The sequence below is a fragment of the Neobacillus vireti genome, assembly GCF_036962345.1.
GTDB lineage: Bacteria > Bacillota > Bacilli > Bacillales > Cytobacillaceae > Neobacillus > Neobacillus vireti_A.
The window spans coordinates 32857-52909 of the sequence record NZ_JBALNB010000008.1 but is presented as its reverse complement, the minus strand read 5'-3'; the positions used below and the strand labels follow the sequence as shown (position 1 = coordinate 52909).

The window sequence follows — 20053 nt, the reverse complement described above, 5'->3', positions numbered from 1 at the left end:
CATTTCCATTCTTCAACTAAATTGCAACGTTACTTTAAGTGTATTTCTTCACAATCAATTGCGAAAGGCATTGAAAAAGAAAACAAATTTATATTAAACGATATTTGGTATTGTACAAGAAATGATTCAGAGGATATTCTAAAAGGATGGAAATTGATGATGGAACATTTCTAATTATTGGATGGGAGACTGTGGTTATGAAAGAATATCAAGAAATAACAGTAACGAAAAATGTTGCCACTTCAATAACTTGCAATAAATGTGGTAAGAAGGAAAAAATAACTGAATATGGATTTGAAGTAAATGAATTTCATGCTTTCAACTTATCTTTTGGATATCCATCTATGTATGATGAACAAAGATGGAAATTTGACATTTTCGAGACTTGTCTTGTTGATTTTGTAAAAACTTTCAAACATTCTCCCGACATCTATGAAGTCTAGCTGATGTTAGGCTTTTTTTTGATCTTGTTTAAGTTTCTTTAAATTATATGGTTATATGTCAAAATTTATATGCCATAGTGATACACAATTTCTTACAGTTATTTGATTTCCTCAATATTATAATTGTTTATTTAATTCTGATTAATCCTTTTATTGTAAATTGAAATGGTGTGATAGAATAATATTTGGGGGAATTATTTATGATAAAAGAGATCGAACCTGAATTTGAAGATGAAATGGAAGTTGAAACAAACTCTAAAAATAAAAAAATCAACAGAGTAGCTTTAGGTGGTACCATTCTTGGGATTGCAGCGATGGTTGGAATTGCTTGGTATTACATAAGTGGAAACGTCCAAAAATACGAAGCTGAGAAGTTTGCGCAGGAACATCCAAATGATGCTATAGCAATAGCTGCCAAATTGGAAGACACAAAAGCTAATGCAATTGGTCTCTTTGATAATGAGGATAGCGTTCTAATGACTATGAATCAAATGACACATCAGAAAATAGCTGCAGAAGAGAAGACCGGTGCTGTACCAATGACTAAAGCGAACATTGAAGAAGTTACTGAATTCGTTGAAAACAGCGAATTTGAGCATAAAGATGAAATGCTAAGGATTTTAGACAAATGGCAAGAAGGAGACTTCTCTTCTGTCAACGGTGACCATGACTATATCTTAAAAATGCAAGATGGTACTAAAGGCTGGTCTACTGGATTGTTCACACCTGAAGAAGAAGCCCAATTCGTTTTGGAGAACTGGGGTAGCAAATTTGACTAAGAAAGGAAGCTATATGGAGCTTAAATGCGTTCATTGTAATGAGAAAAACGTCCCTGAAGAAGGTATTCTTTGCTTTAAGTGCCTTGAGGAATTAATGGAAAAAATAAAAGTAGTTGATCCAAAAAGAGTCCTCCATTGAGGGCTTATTTTTTTGAATATATAATTATTATAAATATCAATTATGGCCGTTTTCAATTGAAAAAATTAGGAAGAGGAACAATTAAGAGTAATATTGATGTTCTTTCTAGGCCTGGTAATATATCAGAAATAAAGGATAGGCTTCTAATGGATATTTAACATGCAAAGCAACGATCATATGTTGCTATTACCTTTATTTCCAAAGATGAAATAATGACATCTAATTCTAAGCTGGATAAAGTAGAAGAAGTGAAATAAAACATTTGTCGCTCAACTAACTCATTCGTTATTACATAAGATCGTAAAAGGACTGTCTAATTTAGACAAGTCCTTTTTTAAAATTCAAAATATCAACATTTTTCTTTAACAGAGCCTAGAAAATAAAAAAGGATTGTATGGGGCTAGAAAAAATCTTCTAAAGCTTCTCTGTAGTTTAACAAGGAAAAAAAGTAAAAAGGACCGATGGATCCTATTACTTTAACTTCTTATTAACTTAAAGTCCCCCTTTAAAATAAGACACTCTTCTGTCCAACAATTTGAATGACTTTTAGAAATTAATAGCTTCTAATCACCAAATGCATATATTATCTCTGTTTCGCAAACTACTTCTCCATCAACTGTAGCTATGCCTTTGCCTTTTCCAATAGAACCTTTTATTCGGGTTATTTCAACCTCAAGACGGAGTTGGCCTCCTGGTTTTACTTGCTGTTTAAATCGGCATTTATCTATACCTGCTAAAAGCCCTAATCTTCCTTGATTTCCTTCTTTAGTTAACATTACAACTGCACTTACTTGGGCTAATGCCTCTACAATTAATACGCCTGGCATAACTGGATAATTGGGGAAGTGTCCGTTAAAAAAGTCCTCATTCACAGTCACATTTTTAATACCAACTGCTCTTTATCCTTCTTCTAATTCCAAAATTCTATCCACTAAAAGAAATGGATAACGATGTCTAATAACTTTCTTAATTTTTTGAGTATCTAACATCATTAAATCCCCCATAACAATAATATTTTGAAAAAATCTATTTATCTCTTGGTATCTCCGATTGTATGTGAATTGATGTGCTAATTAGTGTATTAATTCCATTAAAGTATTGATATAACAACAAAAAGAAGGACAGCAATTCGTATGTGAATGATGTCCTCAATTAGTCTGTTATTGGATGTTTTCTCCCCGTCAACCGATCCTGTTATTCTGAAGGAACGTTACTTGCAGTAAAAAAACATTTCTTAAAATAAATTGAAGTTTACTCTTTTTCGGTAATAAACCATCCTTCAGGTTTTTTTTCTATATGAAATACATCTTCATCGAATTTTTTTCTTAGTTCTTTATATTCCTCATTTTCAATTTTAATCTGTGCTACTCTAATTTGCTTCAATGTTATTTCTGGTTTCTTCATTTCAAAAACCAGATCTTTTAGAATAAAAAAAGTCTTTTGACGTTTCAAACTCTCCACTTCCTTCCTTTTACATCTCTGCTATTTAAGAATTAACCAATAATGAATAAAACCCTACAAAATCTTTGTTAAATGTTTGTAAATCATAAAATATAAGATAAATATGAATGATTTCTTCATTCATTAAAGCAACCGTTTGTATTTTTAGGAAATTAATGATGAAAAAAGATATATGGCGGTGCCCCACATTATTAACGCCGATACTTTGTTTAAAATGGACATAAATCCTTCTGACTTGTTTAACCTTCCTACTTGTCTTCCAATGAATGCAAGGAAAAAGAACCAGATCCAAGATATGGTGATACATGCGAAGGTAAATCCCAGTTTTTCTATACCTGAATACGAAATTGAACTTGTACCTATTACTCCAATGGTATCCATGATTGCGTGGGGATTTAACAAAGAAACGGAAATAGCAAAAGCAATTTGCTTTTTTGGAGAAAGTGCTTTATTTTCTGATGAATTTGAATTAGGCTTACTTTTCCAAGTCACAAACCCCATAAACACTAAAAAAATAATTCCAGCTGTTAATAAAACAAACTTTATCCAATAAACCCCTAAAACAATGACGGATATACCCAATACTGCTATAGAAATAAGGAGAGTGTCACAAATGGATGCAGTAAGGACTACAGGTAAGGTCCTTCTGAATTTCGTTTGAGTTGCCCCCTGATTAAAAACAAATACATTCTGAACTCCTAATGGAAGAATGAGCCCAAAAGCCAAAATAATACCGTGAATGATTGCACTTATCATCTAAAACTACAATCCCTTTCTACCATATATACCAATAGGCATTGATAAAGATTTCTTATTCCATTAAACTGCCTTTACTTTCAAGAAGCGAAGTGGCTGCAGTCACAACAATCCTACTAAATATGAGTGACTGTGAATGTAATAGGTTGGCCCCATTTGGACCAACCCTTTTTGATTCAAATTCATGTTTACCGCTGTTAGGATAAAACATGCTCCTTATGTATGGTCATTTCGTTGATTTTACTAAATCTTTATTTTTGCGGTTTTTAACTTCTTCCATTTTGGCATAAAAGCTTTCCTCTAAATCGATTCCAAAAAAATTATAAAATTTCAGCAAGTATGCCAGACAGTCCGCCAGCTCTTTGCCCATGTTTTCTTTAATTTGATCCTTTGCTAACTCAAATGCCTTCTTTTCTTCCATGCCATTTTCAACGTAGGAAGCAGTAAGATTAAAGGCCTGACGGAGCTCTTCCGCAACTTCAGCAACCTCCGTCGTAAGCAGCATATAGTTATTTAAAAGAGAATCTCTGCTCTCCGCATAGCTCTCTTCAGAAATTTCCCATCCCATTTCTTTTTGATACTGTTTCGCAAAGTTTTGTATGTCTTTCATTATTACTCCTTTCACACTAAAGATACCAATATCGTTAATCTGAATGTTTCTAATGTACGGTCTTTTAGTAGCTAGCAGCAGCTTAGTAATATCCATCTGTACCAATTTGGCAAATTACAATTGAATTGTATTATTAACTGCTTGGATCGTGCCAATTTCCTTTGATAATGCGTCCCTCATTTTTTCTCCACATTTCTCACTACAAATAGGAAAAATACCATCAATTCCTTTTTTATCTGCTTCAGAGTCTATACCAGGAACTAACATTGGAACACTTGTGTTCCTTGACTCAAGATGTATATGTACAATTCTTCCGTCTGGATCTGAAATCTTCTTCTCTTCGACAAACTTTACATTTAGCCCATAAATTGGCTTTCCGCTCTTAAACTTTTTCATACACCATGAACATTTCAGCATATAATCACCTTATATTAAAATTGTTTTAATAGATATTTAACATAAAAAACTGCACTGTAAAAACACTTTAAGTCAAAGCATGCAAAGATTGCGAACAGTGCCTATAAATGTTTGCTTAACATTAAAGTTGTAAATGTGATAATTTTGCTTCGAAAAATGCACGTACTTCCTCTAACTCTTTTAATTCTCTTTTAGGAATGATGTAGGCACTAACAGAGCTATTATATAAATAAAGATTAGAGTTATCCTCCATCATCTTAACGACCCCTGACCAATTCACCTTCGTTTCACCGTTAGAATTCGTATCAATGATTCCATCCTCTGTCAAAAGCATCGTATGTTCTCCTAATAAACCCTCATTTTTCCCTTCTCTAATCATCTTTTTGGTTTGACTTTTAATACGATTTTGAAAATACTTCGGATAAAATAGGACCCAAAAGATTCCCATTATTAAAAAGGGAATGAATGCATATAAAAATGGGATGTCCGCAAGATTTGAAAATACATAAGCAACTATTAGGTAAATAATAGGAATCGAGTATCTTTGTATATTAAAGGATTTACTAGCGGACTCTGAGTTTTTTATGTGAAACAAATTAAAATTCAAATAATCTTCTTCGGTTAAATTATATATGATTTTCATGTTTATTCTCCAAGATATATTTTTTGTAAATTATTAAATTTTTCAAATAAATTTTAAAATTTTTATCCTTTTATACTAACAGTTTTTTGATATAACCGATACCGTCCTGGTGATACTCTTTATAAAACCCTATTTTCTTCACTTACAGTAGATGTGAATTGCCACCCAGCGATTTTGGAACCATATCCGCTAGGGCTGTTCCAGCATCCTTCCACTTATTAGGATACCTTATTTGAATCCAATCGCTTACTTCTTTTATGGTTCCCTCTCCGCCTAAACTAGCCAACGCTAGAATAATAGCTTGGTTATGATTCATATAAACACCATTCCTTTCAAAAATAGCTGCCATTTTTTAACGTCTATTACCAGGTCCAATCCTTTAATAATTGACTAGCTTTTATACTTCTGCCAGTTTTCGGGTTGATTATATGTGTAATCTTCACAATTCCAGCCTCCGCCAAAATATCAGATATGATATTAGCTGTTCTTAAATCAGATCCCATTCTGTTTTTTATCCTATAATCCAGTCCATCTGGTGTCCTACTTCTAACGTCATTTCTACAATTTTGAGGTAAGGTCTTGGATGGTTCCTCATTCAAACATTCTAATGTAACTTGAATTAATTGATGTGTTATTTTAATACCGCGACATTTGTATGGAAGAGTTTGTTCCAATCTATCCATTACTAGGTTTATAAGTTCACGAGGTACATTTTTATCTATCGGACTCTTTTTCAGCAATTACATCCACCTTATTTCCTCCTAAACAATTTTAAAAACCAATGAACTAGTCCGTTCGCAGGTTTCATACTCTCCTGTCTGCCATTAGGGTTCTGGTATACATGTGGTTTCATTGTGCCCCGTTCATTTAATAAAGTTATTTTTTCCCGCAGATCTGTTAATTTTACCTCCTCATTTTGAGTCCCATCCACAGCTTTAATAGCAGTATCTTTCTGGGCAGAAATCGTCTCCTTTGGTAGTCTGCCAAGCTTTTGCTTCAATTCATCTTGAGTAACTTCCTCAATAATAAATTGCATTTTACCTCTTTGATTTATAATTATGTATTGACCATTTACATGTCTAATATTGAATTTCCAATGAACTCCACTTACTTTCGTTTTTACATAGTTATCTTTTGAAACCATTGATCGTATAAACGCTCTTAAATCTGCAAGCAAAAATTTATCAAAAAATCTGATAAGTAGATATCCTTTTTGATTCTTTCGATCAAACTGTTTTAGATTTACTAGTCTAAGATCAAACCAATTATAGGAATTCTGAACCGAAGGTGATAATACGAAATACTTTCCTTTGAGAAAGATTGTCGTGTTCGAAACCTGTTTTAAATCTAGTTCATTAATAAGGATATCCCTATTAACATTTCTCGCTGCAGAATGATCCCCAGCCATTTTGTTCCCCCTCGTGTTAGTAGTTTGCATTTTGCCCTATACGGAAGCTTTGTTTGCCTCAGCAATTAAAGCAAAAATATAAGCAGTGTTCTGTGATTTCTTTGCTGCCTCCTGCCGGCTGCCGGTATCGCCATTTAACCAACGTTCATAATATTGGTACACATGTTCTAAATCTTTAAAAGTGATCGTTTTATCCATTGATATTTTGACACTCGGTGAGTGTAGTTTGGCCTTCTTGATGACGAGGTGCTTATCTTTTTTCCCCTACTAAAAACCACAAAGGAACACTCTTATTTTGCGGAACCGTATGTATTTCAAACTCTGATAAACTAGCTTTTGCTCTTAAATGATTCCATAAAGTCTCTGCGCTCATATACCTCTCCCCCTTTAACAAATTTCTCCAAATATTATCTCTATTATAGCAAAATCCTTACTGGGTTAATTAGTAAGGTTTTTATTACTATTAGAAATTCAGAGCTTTTCCTTGCTTATAAATTTTCTGGCAACAATTCAAATACCAAAGATGCAAAGACACATTCTTTTATCAGTTTAAAGAATACATCTTAAAAAAATGATATTATTATGTTTATAACTATTTCATTAGGAGGCTATCATGAAAAAACTTGTAAAAGTAGTTGCTGCTGTTATTGAAAATGAAAATAACGAAATATTATGTGCGTTAAGATCTCCAGAAATGTCTATTCCTAATATGTGGGAGTTTCCAGGTGGAAAAGTAGAGGCTAATGAGGATATATACTCAGCACTAATGAGAGAAATAGATGAAGAATTGGACTGTAAGATTGAAACAACCAAAGAAATCTTCAACGACAACACACATGAATATGAAACATTTATCATTAATTTAATTTCGATTAAATGTAAAGTAGTCGATGGTACGCCCACACCTAGTGAACATTCAAAGTTAATCTGGTTAAAAAGAGAAAACCTTGATTCCCTCAAGTGGGCTCCAGCGGATATTCCCGCTGTTAAGCAGTTAATTCAAGAAAAATAGTCTTCTCGAATGAGAAGACTAAACTTTTTCTGTAAACTCTGTATATAGGTTTGCCGGTACTTCATTCCCTAATTCCATTCTTACCGTAATTGGTTTGTCACCTTCGAAATAAACAGAATTCCCTTTTCCAATATAGATATAGGGTTCCGTCTTCCCATCAATCTCTCTATACTTACGAATAAACAAGTGAAGATTAATACCACGTTGTTTATTGAAAATAATATTTTTCCCTCTTTCAGACTGTTGAGTGGTACTATTCACTGATTGCCATTGGAACTCATGAGGACTAATAAATTTATCTTTGTAGTTAATACTTTCTTTTACATCCTCTTCTTTGTGTAGATCAATAAACAGAAAATACTCATTCCCATTTGCTAACAATCCTGACCCTCTAAAGGAACTGTGGATTTTACGATAGTTAGACAATAAAGCTGCATCCACCATTTGATATTGCTCATAAAGTTTAAAATGTGGAACTCCGTAGTATTCATTTTTAAATTCCTTTTCATATCGGAAGATCCCATAGGTAATAATATCTTCGATAAACTTCCTGTAATCTTCAGTTTCCAATAGCTTTTTAAAGAGTGGAGATTTAATAACTTTGCCATTGCTAAAATGAACTAATTTCGGCTTGTTCTTTATTTGGACACTATCATAGTAGGTTTGATTCAGGCACTCAAATGCATGTAGAACACTATCATCATCAACTTCAGTTATCATCTTTAAGATTTGTCTTTTTGCAATTTCAAGATCTATTTCATCGTGATCTAATAAATATCGAATGATAACAAACTCATAAATTCGCTTAAGTGGAAGCTTGCTTGATAATTCTTTTAAAGTCCCCTCAAATGCCTCATTATGTAAAAGTTCCTTTAAATAATCATCCTTCTCCACTTTGGCCACAAATTGTATATATGTTTTTTCCCGATCAATGAATTTAACAGGATCCGGTGCTCCATCATATTTCAGATAATCCAATAACAATAATGGTATACGACCCTGATTAAGTTTCTTAAATTCAAAGTACTCTTCCTTGAGGTACTTCATTGAATTGAAATTTTCTCTATCAATCTGAGTCAATATTCTCTCCTGAGTTATTTTATCCATTTGAATATGGGTACACCCAGGTATATTAGCAAATCCTGTTGCAACTGCTACCTTCAAGCTTTCTTTATCATAATAACGACTTCCGTTTAATGCCAACGCAATTAGGAAAGTTTTGTTATGGTTCCCAATAAAATCGAGTACTGTTAAGAAAGACTTTTCTGCATGTTTCCGTAGCCCTCTTCCGAGCTGCTGAATAAAAACAATGGGAGAATTAGTTGGCCTTAACATTAGTACACTATTTACAGATGGAATATCCACACCTTCATTAAATATATCAACTGTAAAAATGAATTCTAATTCGTCATGGTCACTTTCTAATTGATTAATAAATCGTTCCCTTGTTTCGGGTGAGTCTCCACCATGTAAACAAACACTCTGATAACCTCTTTTATTAAATTCACTAGCCATATACTGTGCATGCTCAATACTGGCGCAGAAACCTAGTCCCTTTCTTTTTTCACCGTCATGACCATAGAAGTCCATTTTCTCAATAATAAAATCGACCCGTTCATTAACTTTTAACCTTTTTGTGATTTCAGCGATATCGTCGATGTTCACATCACTCAAATCTATACCTTCAATATCCGTTATTCCAAAGTAGTGAAAAGGAATAACTAGCTCGTCCTCAAGTGCCTCATGCAAGCGAACCTCTATTGCTACATTATTATCAAAAAGGTCAAAAACGTTATAACCATCACTGCGCTCTGGTGTTGCAGTCATTCCTAATGTAAATTCAGGCTTAAAGTAATCTAATACCGTTTGATAAGTTGGGCTAGTCGCATGATGGGCTTCATCAATGATTAGATATTCAAATTCATCCCTTTTAAATTCATAGTAACATTTAGACATGGTTTGAATGGTAGCAAATACATAATCAACATTTTTCTGTTTATGGTTACCAGTGAGCAGACCAAAGGATAGCCCTTCATTTGGTAATAGCAACTCAAATGCTTCCTTTGCTTTTTTCAAAATCTCTTCTCTATGAACAATAAAAAGAAGTTTCTTTGGTTTAAAGCTTTTTACATCAAATGCCGACATATAGGTTTTACCTGTACCAGTCGCCGCAATGACAAGAGCCTTTTTCTCACCAAAGTTTCTCAGTCTCTCTAAATTCTCAGTAGCTCTTCTTTGCATTCTATTGGGGACAATATATTTTTTATTCTCATATATTAAGTTCCTTGATTGTTTGGTATCCTTAAAGCTCTTTAGAAACTCTTCATATCTATTAATAAAATCTTGATCTGCAACCTCACTCATATTCCAAAGATATTCGTATTCCTTTAAAACATCCTGTATAAATCGACCATTCTCTTTCGTGATGATTTCAACATTCCATTCAATATTACTCTTCAATGCACTCTGAGTAATATTAGAAGAACCAATAATCACCTTATAGCTATCTTTGTATTCAAATATGTATGCCTTGGTGTGGAAACCAATCTCTTTATCCGTAACAAAAACCTTTAAATCCACATTTTTAAACTCTCTTATCTTTTCCAATGCCTTTGCATCAGTGAAATTTAGATAAGTTGAAGTAATAATTTTCCCTTGAATCCCCTTTTCCTCTGCTTCCTTCAAAGGGTCTAGCAAAAGCTGGAGTCCGCTAAAGTTAATAAAAGCCACACTAAAATAAAACCTTTCACACTCGTTCATGGATCTCACTAATTCTCTTAATAAATTCCCTTTATCGGAATTCACAATTAACTTCTTTTCGATCGTATCCATCGAATTTCCCCTGACTATATAGTTATTTCTGTCTAACCAATGTTATATTTTGGATATACAAAAATTGTACAATATATAGTAAGAAATAAAAAGATCCCCTATTCGATGATGAATAAAGATCTAAATAATAACAACTATAAGTTTTTATAAATCTATATACCTAAAAATGATTAATTTGCCAATCAATCTCCATTCTCTCAATTTCCCTCAAAAATCCATTAGCTTTTGAAAACGGCCGGCTACCAAAAAAGCCATTATGGGCAGAAAGCGGACTCGGGTGAGGAGATTTAATAATAAAGTGATGGGGTGAAGTAATCAATTGTTGTTTCTGCTGTGCGAAATTACCCCAAAGGATGAATACGACTGGTGTCTCTCTTTGATTCAATATCTCTATAACTCTATTTGTGAACATCTCCCAACCAAGACCTTTATGTGAGTTTGCATTTCCAGCCTGTACAGTCAGCACTGCATTTAGCATTAATACTCCCTGTTTTGCCCACTCTACTAGATGCCCATGATTAGGAATCGAGCAGCCCACATCTTCTTGAAGTTCCTTATAGATATTGCGTAGAGATGGTGGAATTTTTATTCCCGGTTTGACGGAAAAACTTAAACCATGAGCTTGTCCATGGCCATGATAGGGATCCTGACCGATAATCACTACTTTCGTATCTTGATAGGATGTGTAGTGGAGCGCATTAAAAATATCATTTTGATCTGGATAAATGACCTTTGTTTGATATTCTGCCTGTAGTTTTTTCCTTAATTGTTGATAATACGGTTTCTCAAATTCCTCCTCCAATAAAGGTGCCCAATCATTTTTTAAAATTGCCATTCTTTTTCACTCACTTTTCTAGATTGTTAAATAATTTAATTATAGTTTAAAAAGGATAGTTAAATAAATTTTTGCCCATAAAAAAACACGTACAATGCCAAGCACTGTTCGCTTACGCTCTTCAATACCACTATTTATGGTACGGTTCACCGTAGTTATTTAAGATGCCAAAAACGAGGCATTGGAACACGGATATCCAATGCCTTTTCATACAATAACGGTTATCTTCTTTCCACCTATATTTTTTAACAAATAACATAAAATTACATCATGCCACTACTAAGGTGAAACTTTGATATCTAAAATACTTTTTGAATATTCTTTATCTGTTTCCTTAAATAACTAGGCATCTCTATAGTATTTATATCGATTTTCTTCAACCAGTTAATATTAAATTCACTTTCTTCTAATGATGTTGGTGAAAATTTTCCAGCTAACTTTATAGCAGGCTCTCTTGGGAGACCAAGTGCCATAAACTGTATATCCACTAGAGCCTTTTTTAAAAAAATTTGGGGCATAGATTCTCCCTTTGCCCATCTATACCCAGTTATCGCTATTTTTTTCACAAATGAATCTGTCTATTCCCCTTCAGTCATGAATACTTATTTAAGCGCTACAGTGCGAAGCTATTTGATGATGCCGGTTTCGATGATTTGGGTTTGGATTTTGGGTGTTATTTTTATGGTTGGGTAGGTTTGGTTCCAGTCGAGTTTTGCCCAAGTTTTTGGGTAGTATGCTTGGACGTGTTTTCCGATTCCTAGGTAGTCACAGTTGGCTCTTTGGGTTTCACTGATGACGTGCTCTGCTTTTCTGGTAAATTCTTCGGTAATTTTTTTCGTCAATGTTTGAAGCTCTTTTTTGCTTGATAAATTGTCTTTCGGGTACGCGGCCACATGTACTTTAAGTTTAATCTTGACTTCTGCACTTATTTGTTGATTATTGGACAACTTGATTTTCAAATCATGCCTTTTGGTAAAGACATGGACAGTAACGTATTGCAGAATTTTTCTCTTTTCCTCTGGATTTACTTTTAAATTAAAACGTGCCATTTTGATTTCTTCATTGTTCAAGATTAATAAGATACTGGCCTCATCTTCTCCGAGATCAATTCCGGTATATTTCTTGCCGTTGAACAACGCCAATCCAGTGATCTTAAGTGCGTCATTATCTGACCTTCCAACCTTTGGTAAGCCAAAATCTTGCCCCTCGTTAAAAATGATCGGACAAACGGACTGGATGGATATTCGCGGAATAAAAGTATCATCCTCTGCGCTTTCAATAATCTTTAATAATGCGTCACTAACTAGCTTTTCCTCGACGACTTTTAAGGATAGGATATCTTCAGCCCGTCCGTTTGCAACGACAATTTTTGCCGATAAAGAGTTTCTTGGGTAACGATATAGGACATCTAATATAGGGTAAATGTCCTTTTTAGCAAGCTCTTCACCGAGGATATACACCAAAACCTTATTAGGCGCATAGTTCCCCGCCACTTCTTTTTCTAAATTCATCCTCGCTTGTCGCGGCGTGGCACCAGTCGAATGCATAATCACCGATGTAACAGCTGGTCTACCCGTTCCGCTAGAATCAAGTTTCGGAACACGAATATCGGTCGTTTGAAATAACTCGCCATTGTCATAGTCGTCATATCCAACCCCAACTGCTAAACGAGTCTCCTTCAACTGATCCTGATCCCAACATCCTGTTAAAATCAGAAGGCACATTATTAGTAATATGGTTGTTTTTTTCATGCGCGGATGCCCCTATTTTTGAAAATAATCGACAGTAGCAAAAGAAAAAGCGGAATCCCAAAGATAAAAATTAAACTAATTACCGCGGTATAATGATTAAACGTTTGAATCTGTATTTCGTCTGAGAAAAAGTAAGCTATTACGAAAACTAGAATCGATAAATACCAGACTGGATATTTTCTTTTTCCTTTATGAAACATCTTACCCGCAGCAGAACTAGCAATGTATAAATAGACCACAAACGAGGTCGTCATTGGAATGATCCAATAAGATAAAAAAATCATATCAATGCGTTCCACAACACGAAAACTCAATCCCTTCAGCATATATAAAACAGGTTCCGGAATAATGGCAATTTCATTCTGACTGAAAGTTGCAAGTGTGAGGACGGTAAAATAGAGATAGATGATTACTACGGTCGCAATGGCCGATGTCATTTTTTTTAACATTTGCTTTTCTTGCCCTAAGACAAACGGAAAAATAAATAATAAGATTTCAAAGCCGAGAAGCGCAGAAGTTACTTGAGTGGAACCTTTAAAAATATCAGTGATACTTGATTGACTAATAGGCAAAAGATTAGTAAAGCTTAAATTGTTTGAAAAGGCAAAGAATGACAGTACGAACAATAGAAATACTACCACATTAACAATCGTAAAAAACCGAGCAATTACCCTTAAATTTTGTTTTCCCAGGTAAATTCCAGTGGCGATTATTAAAAAGATCATGACCATTTTTGGTGTCGTTTCTAAAATCCAACGTTCAATAATATCAGCGTATAAAATGACGACGTTACTCATCACCAAGACTCCATATAGTAAATAGGAGAAATTAACTAAATTGCCGATATATTTTCCTAACACTGTTTGCGATATCTCTAAAATCGTTTTTCCTTTATGCCGCTTCATTAACATCCAAATGATTAAAACGAAAATTTGAACAATCAATCCGGCAATGATTACCGAAATCCAAGCATTACCCTTCGCGTATTTATGTGCCTTAAATGGGATGCTTAGTAAGGAGATCCCGACTTGCGCCTGAAGAATGACAAAAAACATTTGATTAAGTGTGATGGATTTTTCATTCATGTTTTTTCCAGCCTCGTGGGTTGCCCATCTTTCTGACATCCTTCACTTCAGTGGTAGTTGGCCGATTTTTCATCATCCATATCGGAAATCGAAAAAACGTATCCTTGTTTTCTTCTAGTTTCAATGGAGCAATGGGTGAAAAATACGGTTGCCCAAATGACTCTAATTTACATAGATGAATCAGTAAGAGCGTGATGTAAAAGGCAATGCCAATAAAACCGAATAAGGAAGCAGCCATGCTAGCTGGAAAACCTAATAATCGAATCGTTGTGCTCATTTCGCTTACAGGTATCGTATAGGAAGCAATCGCTGTTAAGGCAATCACGATAACCATTGAATTGGAAACTAGATTGGCTTCAACGATGGCGGAACCAATGACTAACCCTCCGACCACCCCAATCGTCTGGGCAATCGGACTTGGAAGCCGAGTGGCCGCTTCAGACAGCAGTTCTAAAATAATCGCCATCCCGATTGCTTCGACAATCGGAGGAATCGGAACATATTCCAGCGTTCCTTTTAATGTCAGCATAAATTCATACGGTACGACCTCATAATGGAAGGATACTACAGCAATGTACAAGGCTGGCAATACCATCGCAATGTATAAACTCATCAAACGAACCAACGTCAGGAAAGAGCCAATATAAAAGCGGCTGTTATAATCATCAGGTGATTGAAAAAAAGCGAAGAAGTTAATTGGCGCCACTAAAGCAATCGGACTTCCTTCCGAGATCAACGCAAATCTCCCCTCCATTAAATTGGCCACCACCCGATCCGGCCTCTCCGTGCTCAGCATCTGCGGAAACGGTGAAAAAGACTCGTCTTCAATGAACTCAAGCAAGTAACCTGGGGATTGGATATACCCCACTTTGGAGTAGGACAATCGATACTCCAACTCCACAAGGATTTCATTATTTATCAAATCGTCGATATAAATGATAGCCACTTTGGAGTTTGATCTTTCTCCAAATTCCATATACTTAACGACAAGCTTTTCATTTTTTGCTAGTCTTCGAACTAATTGAATATTCGTGGATAAACTCTCAATAAACCCCTCATGTGAACCCCTAATAATATGTTCGCTTGAAGGCTCCTGAACGGCCCGGTTCTTGAATCCGCCCGTATTAAAAAAATAAGCCTTTTGATAATCATCCCTTAGAAGAATCGAAAAGCCATTTAGCAATTTCGTAATCACATCATCAAGATTATCAACCGTTTGCGAGTCAGAAAGGAAATGATCAGATAGAGTCAATCCTTTAATCACATTTTTTTCAATTTTATCTTGGTCGACTAGGGATTCTAAATACATCAGTGTCCCTACATGGTCAATTTTTCTTTGCCCTAGGTCACCCGTATTAACAAAACTTTGGATAATCGACTGAATATTCACCTGCACGTCTGACGAAAGCCGTTGACCCTCCACCTCAAAATGTTGCTGACTACTCTTCTCTTTATGCCCACTTCTAAAAAATGGCTTCTTAAACATTGCAGCCCAACCCTTTATTAGAAAATCCTACATATTTATCCTTTGACAAAAACACAATCCTATACCCAACACACCAAAAACTTTAGTGCTTTAAATTATATGGGGGCAATCCCACTAGGTTGCACGACTGTCTGTCGGGTAAGCACCGAGGAGCAGGCAAGTGAAGGTTACAGTATTTCTGCACAATTACATACCTTACGTCAATATGCATACCTCTACGGTTGGCAGATTTCAGAAGAATATGTTGATGAAGGTATAAGTGGCGGGATATTAAAGGTCGTCCTGCCATGCAAAGACTTATATCGGACGGTGAAAAGGGGAAATTTCAAGCTGTACTGGTGTGAAGAATTCACGCCTTTCACGCCTAATTGGTTCATTTCATTTCTTTGTTGTTCGGTAATGGACTGGGCTAGTTCTAAAATTGCATTATTGACACCTTTGAATTGTATCGTTTTGCGATTATCTGCTTTTTTTTAATAAACCTACGCAAAAACAGTAATTAAATTAGTTCAAATATATCACAACCAGAAATAGAGATGAATCCGCTAAGCTGTTCCTCTTTCAATTAGCTTTACTGATATTTCTTTATTTAAGATATCGCTATTTACTGCTTGAATGAAAAGGCTTTTACCCATCTCTTCAAGAGGGATTTCTATTGTGGTAATATTCATCATTCTAGCTATTGGTTGATTATCAAATCCAATGATTGCAAGTTCATCTGGAATCGATATTTTCTGGGATTGACAAAAGGTAACGATTCCAGCTGCAACTTGATCGCTTGTCACTAACAATGCCGATGGTGGTGTATCCATTTCCTTTAATTGTTTTATGACTTTTTCACCGTCTTCGAAATAGAGACACTCATCTATAATATAATTGGGCCGGAAAAGCAAATCATATTTCTCAACAAAATCCCTATATGCTTTCTCCCGATAAGTGCTATTTGGACCTGTTTTTCTACCTATACAATACCCAATTCTCCTATGACCTTTATGATACAAATATTCTAATGCCCGAAAGAAGATTTTGTAGTGGTTAACATACGTGGATGACAACTTTTTCCCTTCAATACTTTCACATAATACAATTTGTCCAAATTGCAAATGCTCCTCAATAACAGACAAACCGCAGGATCTCGAACAAATAATTAGAGAATCAATCTGTTTTTGTTTCAACATTTGTAAAGCTTCCCTTTCCCTGCTTTCCATATAGTCGGTTTGAAATAAGACCAATTTATAGTTATTGTCCAATGCTTCCTTTGCTATTCCCTTTAATAACTGAGCAAAATATGGATGGTCAGAGAACGGCAGAACCACTCCCATCAATTGTGTTTTTCCCTTACTTAAATGAACAGCATTGATGTTTTTATGATAATTGGTCAATTTAATAGCCTCTAATACGGCATTCCTTTTTTCTTCACTAACATATGGGTGATTATTTAATACACGGGAAACAGTGGTTTTGGATACTCCAGCCATTTTGGCCAAGTCTTTTATATTTGCCATGTTCTCACCTATTTTCAAAATACGATAGTAATCATCATCAATTTATATATTTACAAGTTGACCTCCATTTCCTCTTAGTTTCACCTAATTATTCCGATGAGTTGTATGTTTTTTTATAGTTGAATCGATGAAATAATCATCAAAGGATCGGATTGGCTCCACTTGTATATTAAGTTCAGACGACTTTATGCAATAAAAAGCTGGGATATAGATTAAGAAGCAAAGTAAAATTATTTCAAACATTCATTGTCTCCTCGCTTTCTGTTATTAGCTTAGAGTGTAAATTATGAAACGCGTTCCATGTCAAATTCTATAATTAGCTGAAACTCAGTAAAAAAATGTTCCTGCTAAATATCTAGATGAGGTACTATACCTTAGACTTATGATTATCGTTTACTTTTTTCCTTTATTGGCAGCCATATTTCGCTGTATACATTTTCATAAGTACCATCATGCTTTGTAAAAGAAATACCAGGTAATTTGGCTATTTCATAACCTGAAGATGGCAGCCATTCAGAATAAATTTTTGCAGTCGTTTCTTGAAGGGTAGCAGGGAATGGGCCTTGATTAGGGAAGATTGCCCATAAACTATCTTCAATAGAAAGTTGTTCTAAATCATCGAATGGATTTTCTTTTGTCGTTGCAAAACCAATCATATGAGTTAAGTAACCTTTTTCCTCCAAATATCCATCATCAAAATTATAAGATACATTCAAGACTTGATGAGGATATAAATCAGCTAATTGGTGCATTTCACTTCTTTGTTGTTCGGTAATGGACTGGGCCAGTTCTAAAATTGCATTATTGACACCTTCAAATTGTATCGGCACCCTTTTTGATACACCTATGATATTAAATTTCTCTTTCTTTTCAATTTTGAATTCCATGGAAGTTCCTCCCCGAATATCTATAAAGAATGAAAATTTGGGAAATGATTTTTGAATTTTATTTTTCGTTACTTCTGAAGGTAAGAAGCCGCACCATTCACGAAAGGCTCTAGAAAATCCTTCAACTGATTGATAGCCATATTTATAGGCAATATCTGTCACTTTTGCACCGTTTATTAATTCAACATTAGCCTTGGATAATCTTCTGTTTTTGATATACTCATTCAATGTCATTCCAGCCATATACGAAAACATTCTTTTAAAATGATAATCAGATAGCCCAACAATTTTTGATATTTCTTCTCCAGAAATCTCTTCCGCTAAATGTTCTTCGATGTAATCCATTAAAAGGTTAAACTCTTGTAACATTTCATTTCCCTCCTCTTCAAATCAATCATATCGCTATTATTAATTTTTCACTCGATATTTTATATACGGACTTTATCGGATTAGAAACAAAAACAGCTTAGAAAAACTCTTAAACCGTTCCGTTTTGAGGTGCATAACGATAAATTGACATAAGAAATGGCATACGAATTGACGTATGCCATTTCCCTTTGATATTAGGATTTTGAACACCTCTAATAGAAAAGTAGAACCAATAATGACATAATAAATTTATAGGACAAAGATTGTTGTACACCCAAAATCAAACGTCAAATGGTGTGTCACTTGGGATGTCAATTCTTACGACGTTTCCAAGGATAAAGCTAAAAAAATACATTTGCTTCTTTAACTAACGGGGCAGGAATGTGGAATAAGCAATAGTGAAACGATTGTATAAAAATAGAGCAATATTATTTTTGCTCTATTTTACCTTATTATTGGAAGACTCTGTAGTCTTCCTATTGTAAAAATTTTACTTCATACCTCTTTAACTTTTTTACTTTTTAATGAGTCCATAATAAATCTAAAAAAAAGTATGTATATGGATGTAGCAAGAAGGTAAAAAGCAAATGAATTAAGAAAAGTCCATCCACTAAACTTAAAAACATTAAAAAACACAGCTAACCATTCAAAGCCTAGAGCAAAAAGAGACCAAAGGATCACATATGCAGTAATATAAATACCCTTTGGATCAAACTTGTCAAGTAAGTACACACATAGTAATGCATAAGGGGAATACATCAAATACGTTATTATGTCTGTTACCTCGTATTTTTCAAGGTCATTAAGGTCATATAAATCCAAGGGTGGCGTTGCAATCAGGTGATCCATAATAATAGCAATAGTTACAGTGAACAAAATCAATAAGATAGAAATTACAAGAGGGTATCTTTTTGGGAGGAACAAAATCAATATGAAACCACAAACAATGGTAAGAATTGTAAACCATTCATTTTCGTTAAACTGTTCTGGCAATGGTAACAATTAGCTCATCCCTTTTCTAAGAATTTTTCTAAAGCTAGTAGAGAGGTAGCTTATAAGAAGTAAAATGACAACCCACTCTATTATGGAATAAAAAAGATTCCATTTTACAAAATCATATACATTAAGAAGATTGGCTAGATATTCAATCCCTATCAAAAGGGGTATTAAAATAAATAGCATAATCCAATTTTTCCTGTTTTTTGCCCCTTGGGTTTTATCTATATACCAAATAATAAGTACAGGAATAAGGAAGACCCTGATAAGTGCCATTGTCCAATAACTAGTTGAATGGCTATTAAAATTGATCATCTCCATATTCAATGCGAAGATGGTCATAAAGTTATGGTGAATAATGTTAGTTACCATCCAAATGAAGAATATTTCAAATAGATGAAGATTCTTTTTGGATACGGCATATGTAAGATTTATTATCACTGTTAATGCAAAAAAAATTGAAAATGCCATAGCTCCTCCCTAAATTGCTTTTTTAAATAGTTTTATCTCTCTATGTTTAAAATATTCCTTCTTCAACTAAAGGGTGCAATAGTGGAGGAACAAGGATTGCTGCGGCGATCCTTGTTTGATATTGAGCTAACGAAGCAGGATAGTTCAATTACTTTATTTGGGCATTGT

Annotated in this window: 23 protein-coding genes and 1 pseudogene; 4 read left to right on the top strand and 20 right to left on the bottom strand. The window is 34.4% G+C overall.

The genetic code is table 11. The features are described from left to right. The first annotated feature begins 146 nt into the window (after positions 1–146). Entirely contained in the window at positions 147–443 is a 297-nt protein-coding gene (locus tag V7108_RS10435) for a hypothetical protein (RefSeq protein ID WP_335568173.1), read from the top strand. A gap of 200 nt (positions 444–643) precedes the next feature. Next, entirely contained in the window at positions 644–1222 is a 579-nt protein-coding gene (locus V7108_RS10430) for a DUF6241 domain-containing protein (protein WP_335568172.1), read from the top strand. 702 nt (positions 1223–1924) lie between these two features. Here the strand turns inward: V7108_RS10430 and fabZ are convergent. The 11 genes and pseudogenes from fabZ to V7108_RS10375 all read right to left on the bottom strand — a co-directional run bounded on the left by fabZ (position 1925) and on the right by V7108_RS10375 (position 7029). Continuing rightward, positions 1925–2350 (bottom strand): annotated as a pseudogene (gene fabZ, locus V7108_RS10425) (3-hydroxyacyl-ACP dehydratase FabZ). A gap of 262 nt (positions 2351–2612) precedes the next feature. After that, a complete protein-coding gene (locus V7108_RS10420) occupies positions 2613–2813 on the bottom strand; it encodes a hypothetical protein (protein WP_335520623.1) in 201 nt (66 codons plus the stop codon). Between the two features lie 153 nt (positions 2814–2966). After that, positions 2967–3578, bottom strand: coding sequence for a LysE/ArgO family amino acid transporter (locus V7108_RS10415; RefSeq protein ID WP_335520626.1), 612 nt, complete (start codon positions 3576–3578; stop codon positions 2967–2969). Positions 3579–3804: 226 nt separating this feature from the next. After that, entirely contained in the window at positions 3805–4188 is a 384-nt protein-coding gene (locus V7108_RS10410; RefSeq protein WP_335520629.1) for a MazG nucleotide pyrophosphohydrolase domain-containing protein, read from the bottom strand. A 114-nt stretch (positions 4189–4302) separates the two neighbouring features. Further along, positions 4303–4605 (bottom strand): hypothetical protein, encoded by a 303-nt coding sequence (locus V7108_RS10405; protein WP_335568171.1) that lies wholly within the window; start codon positions 4603–4605, stop codon positions 4303–4305. 121 nt (positions 4606–4726) lie between these two features. Next, on the bottom strand, positions 4727–5248 hold the full coding sequence (locus V7108_RS10400; RefSeq protein WP_335568170.1) for a YcxB family protein: 522 nt from the start codon (positions 5246–5248) through the stop codon (positions 4727–4729). 142 nt (positions 5249–5390) lie between these two features. Next, positions 5391–5597: a hypothetical protein gene (locus V7108_RS10395; RefSeq protein WP_335568169.1), complete on the bottom strand. Its 207-nt coding sequence runs from the start codon at positions 5595–5597 to the stop codon at positions 5391–5393. A 13-nt stretch (positions 5598–5610) separates the two neighbouring features. Beyond that, positions 5611–5988 carry a hypothetical protein gene (locus V7108_RS10390; RefSeq protein ID WP_335568168.1) on the bottom strand — a complete coding sequence of 126 codons (378 nt, stop codon included), beginning with the start codon at positions 5986–5988 and terminating at the stop codon, positions 5611–5613. Between the two features lie 11 nt (positions 5989–5999). Next, complete coding sequence (locus V7108_RS10385; RefSeq protein WP_335568167.1) at positions 6000–6656, bottom strand: hypothetical protein; 657 nt, start codon at positions 6654–6656, stop codon at positions 6000–6002. Between the two features lie 36 nt (positions 6657–6692). After that, entirely contained in the window at positions 6693–6854 is a 162-nt protein-coding gene (locus V7108_RS10380) for a hypothetical protein (RefSeq protein WP_335568166.1), read from the bottom strand. Between the two features lie 52 nt (positions 6855–6906). Next, positions 6907–7029 (bottom strand): hypothetical protein, encoded by a 123-nt coding sequence (locus V7108_RS10375; protein WP_335568165.1) that lies wholly within the window; start codon positions 7027–7029, stop codon positions 6907–6909. Positions 7030–7269: 240 nt separating this feature from the next. Between V7108_RS10375 and V7108_RS10370 the strand changes: the two genes are divergently transcribed. Next, the gene (locus tag V7108_RS10370; protein ID WP_335568164.1) at positions 7270–7668 is read left to right on the top strand and encodes a (deoxy)nucleoside triphosphate pyrophosphohydrolase; all 399 of its coding nucleotides are present in this window, start codon (positions 7270–7272) and stop codon (positions 7666–7668) included. A gap of 18 nt (positions 7669–7686) precedes the next feature. Here the strand turns inward: V7108_RS10370 and V7108_RS10365 are convergent, their stop codons facing one another. The 6 genes from V7108_RS10365 to V7108_RS10340 all read right to left on the bottom strand — a co-directional run bounded on the left by V7108_RS10365 (position 7687) and on the right by V7108_RS10340 (position 15657). Next, positions 7687–10500 (bottom strand): DEAD/DEAH box helicase, encoded by a 2814-nt coding sequence (locus V7108_RS10365; RefSeq protein WP_335568163.1) that lies wholly within the window; start codon positions 10498–10500, stop codon positions 7687–7689. A 160-nt stretch (positions 10501–10660) separates the two neighbouring features. Further along, the gene (locus V7108_RS10360; protein ID WP_335568162.1) at positions 10661–11335 is read right to left on the bottom strand and encodes a uracil-DNA glycosylase; all 675 of its coding nucleotides are present in this window, start codon (positions 11333–11335) and stop codon (positions 10661–10663) included. Between the two features lie 299 nt (positions 11336–11634). After that, positions 11635–11901, bottom strand: a complete 267-nt coding sequence (locus V7108_RS10355; protein WP_335519030.1) for a hypothetical protein — start codon at positions 11899–11901, stop codon at positions 11635–11637. A 60-nt stretch (positions 11902–11961) separates the two neighbouring features. Beyond that, positions 11962–13086 carry a Ger(x)C family spore germination protein gene (locus V7108_RS10350; protein ID WP_335519026.1) on the bottom strand — a complete coding sequence of 375 codons (1125 nt, stop codon included), beginning with the start codon at positions 13084–13086 and terminating at the stop codon, positions 11962–11964. Then, positions 13083–14210, bottom strand: a complete 1128-nt coding sequence (locus V7108_RS10345) for a GerAB/ArcD/ProY family transporter (RefSeq protein WP_335568161.1) — start codon at positions 14208–14210, stop codon at positions 13083–13085. Before V7108_RS10345 ends, V7108_RS10350 begins: the two co-directional genes overlap by 4 nt. After that, positions 14164–15657 carry a spore germination protein gene (locus V7108_RS10340; protein WP_335568160.1) on the bottom strand — a complete coding sequence of 498 codons (1494 nt, stop codon included), beginning with the start codon at positions 15655–15657 and terminating at the stop codon, positions 14164–14166. The genes V7108_RS10345 and V7108_RS10340 overlap by 47 nt, the downstream gene beginning before the upstream one ends. A 99-nt stretch (positions 15658–15756) precedes the next feature. On the opposite strand from V7108_RS10340, the gene V7108_RS10335 reads away from it, so the two are divergent. Beyond that, positions 15757–16134, top strand: coding sequence for a recombinase family protein (locus V7108_RS10335; protein WP_335517094.1), 378 nt, complete (start codon positions 15757–15759; stop codon positions 16132–16134). A 68-nt stretch (positions 16135–16202) separates the two neighbouring features. Here the strand turns inward: V7108_RS10335 and V7108_RS10330 are convergent, their stop codons facing one another. The 3 genes from V7108_RS10330 to V7108_RS10320 all read right to left on the bottom strand — a co-directional run bounded on the left by V7108_RS10330 (position 16203) and on the right by V7108_RS10320 (position 19885). Further along, entirely contained in the window at positions 16203–17162 is a 960-nt protein-coding gene (locus V7108_RS10330) for a LacI family DNA-binding transcriptional regulator (RefSeq protein WP_335568159.1), read from the bottom strand. A 386-nt stretch (positions 17163–17548) separates the two neighbouring features. Beyond that, a complete protein-coding gene (locus V7108_RS10325; protein ID WP_335568158.1) occupies positions 17549–18418 on the bottom strand; it encodes an AraC family transcriptional regulator in 870 nt (289 codons plus the stop codon). Positions 18419–19420: 1002 nt separating this feature from the next. Then, entirely contained in the window at positions 19421–19885 is a 465-nt protein-coding gene (locus V7108_RS10320) for a hypothetical protein (protein ID WP_335517082.1), read from the bottom strand. Between the last annotated feature and the right edge of the window lie 168 nt (positions 19886–20053).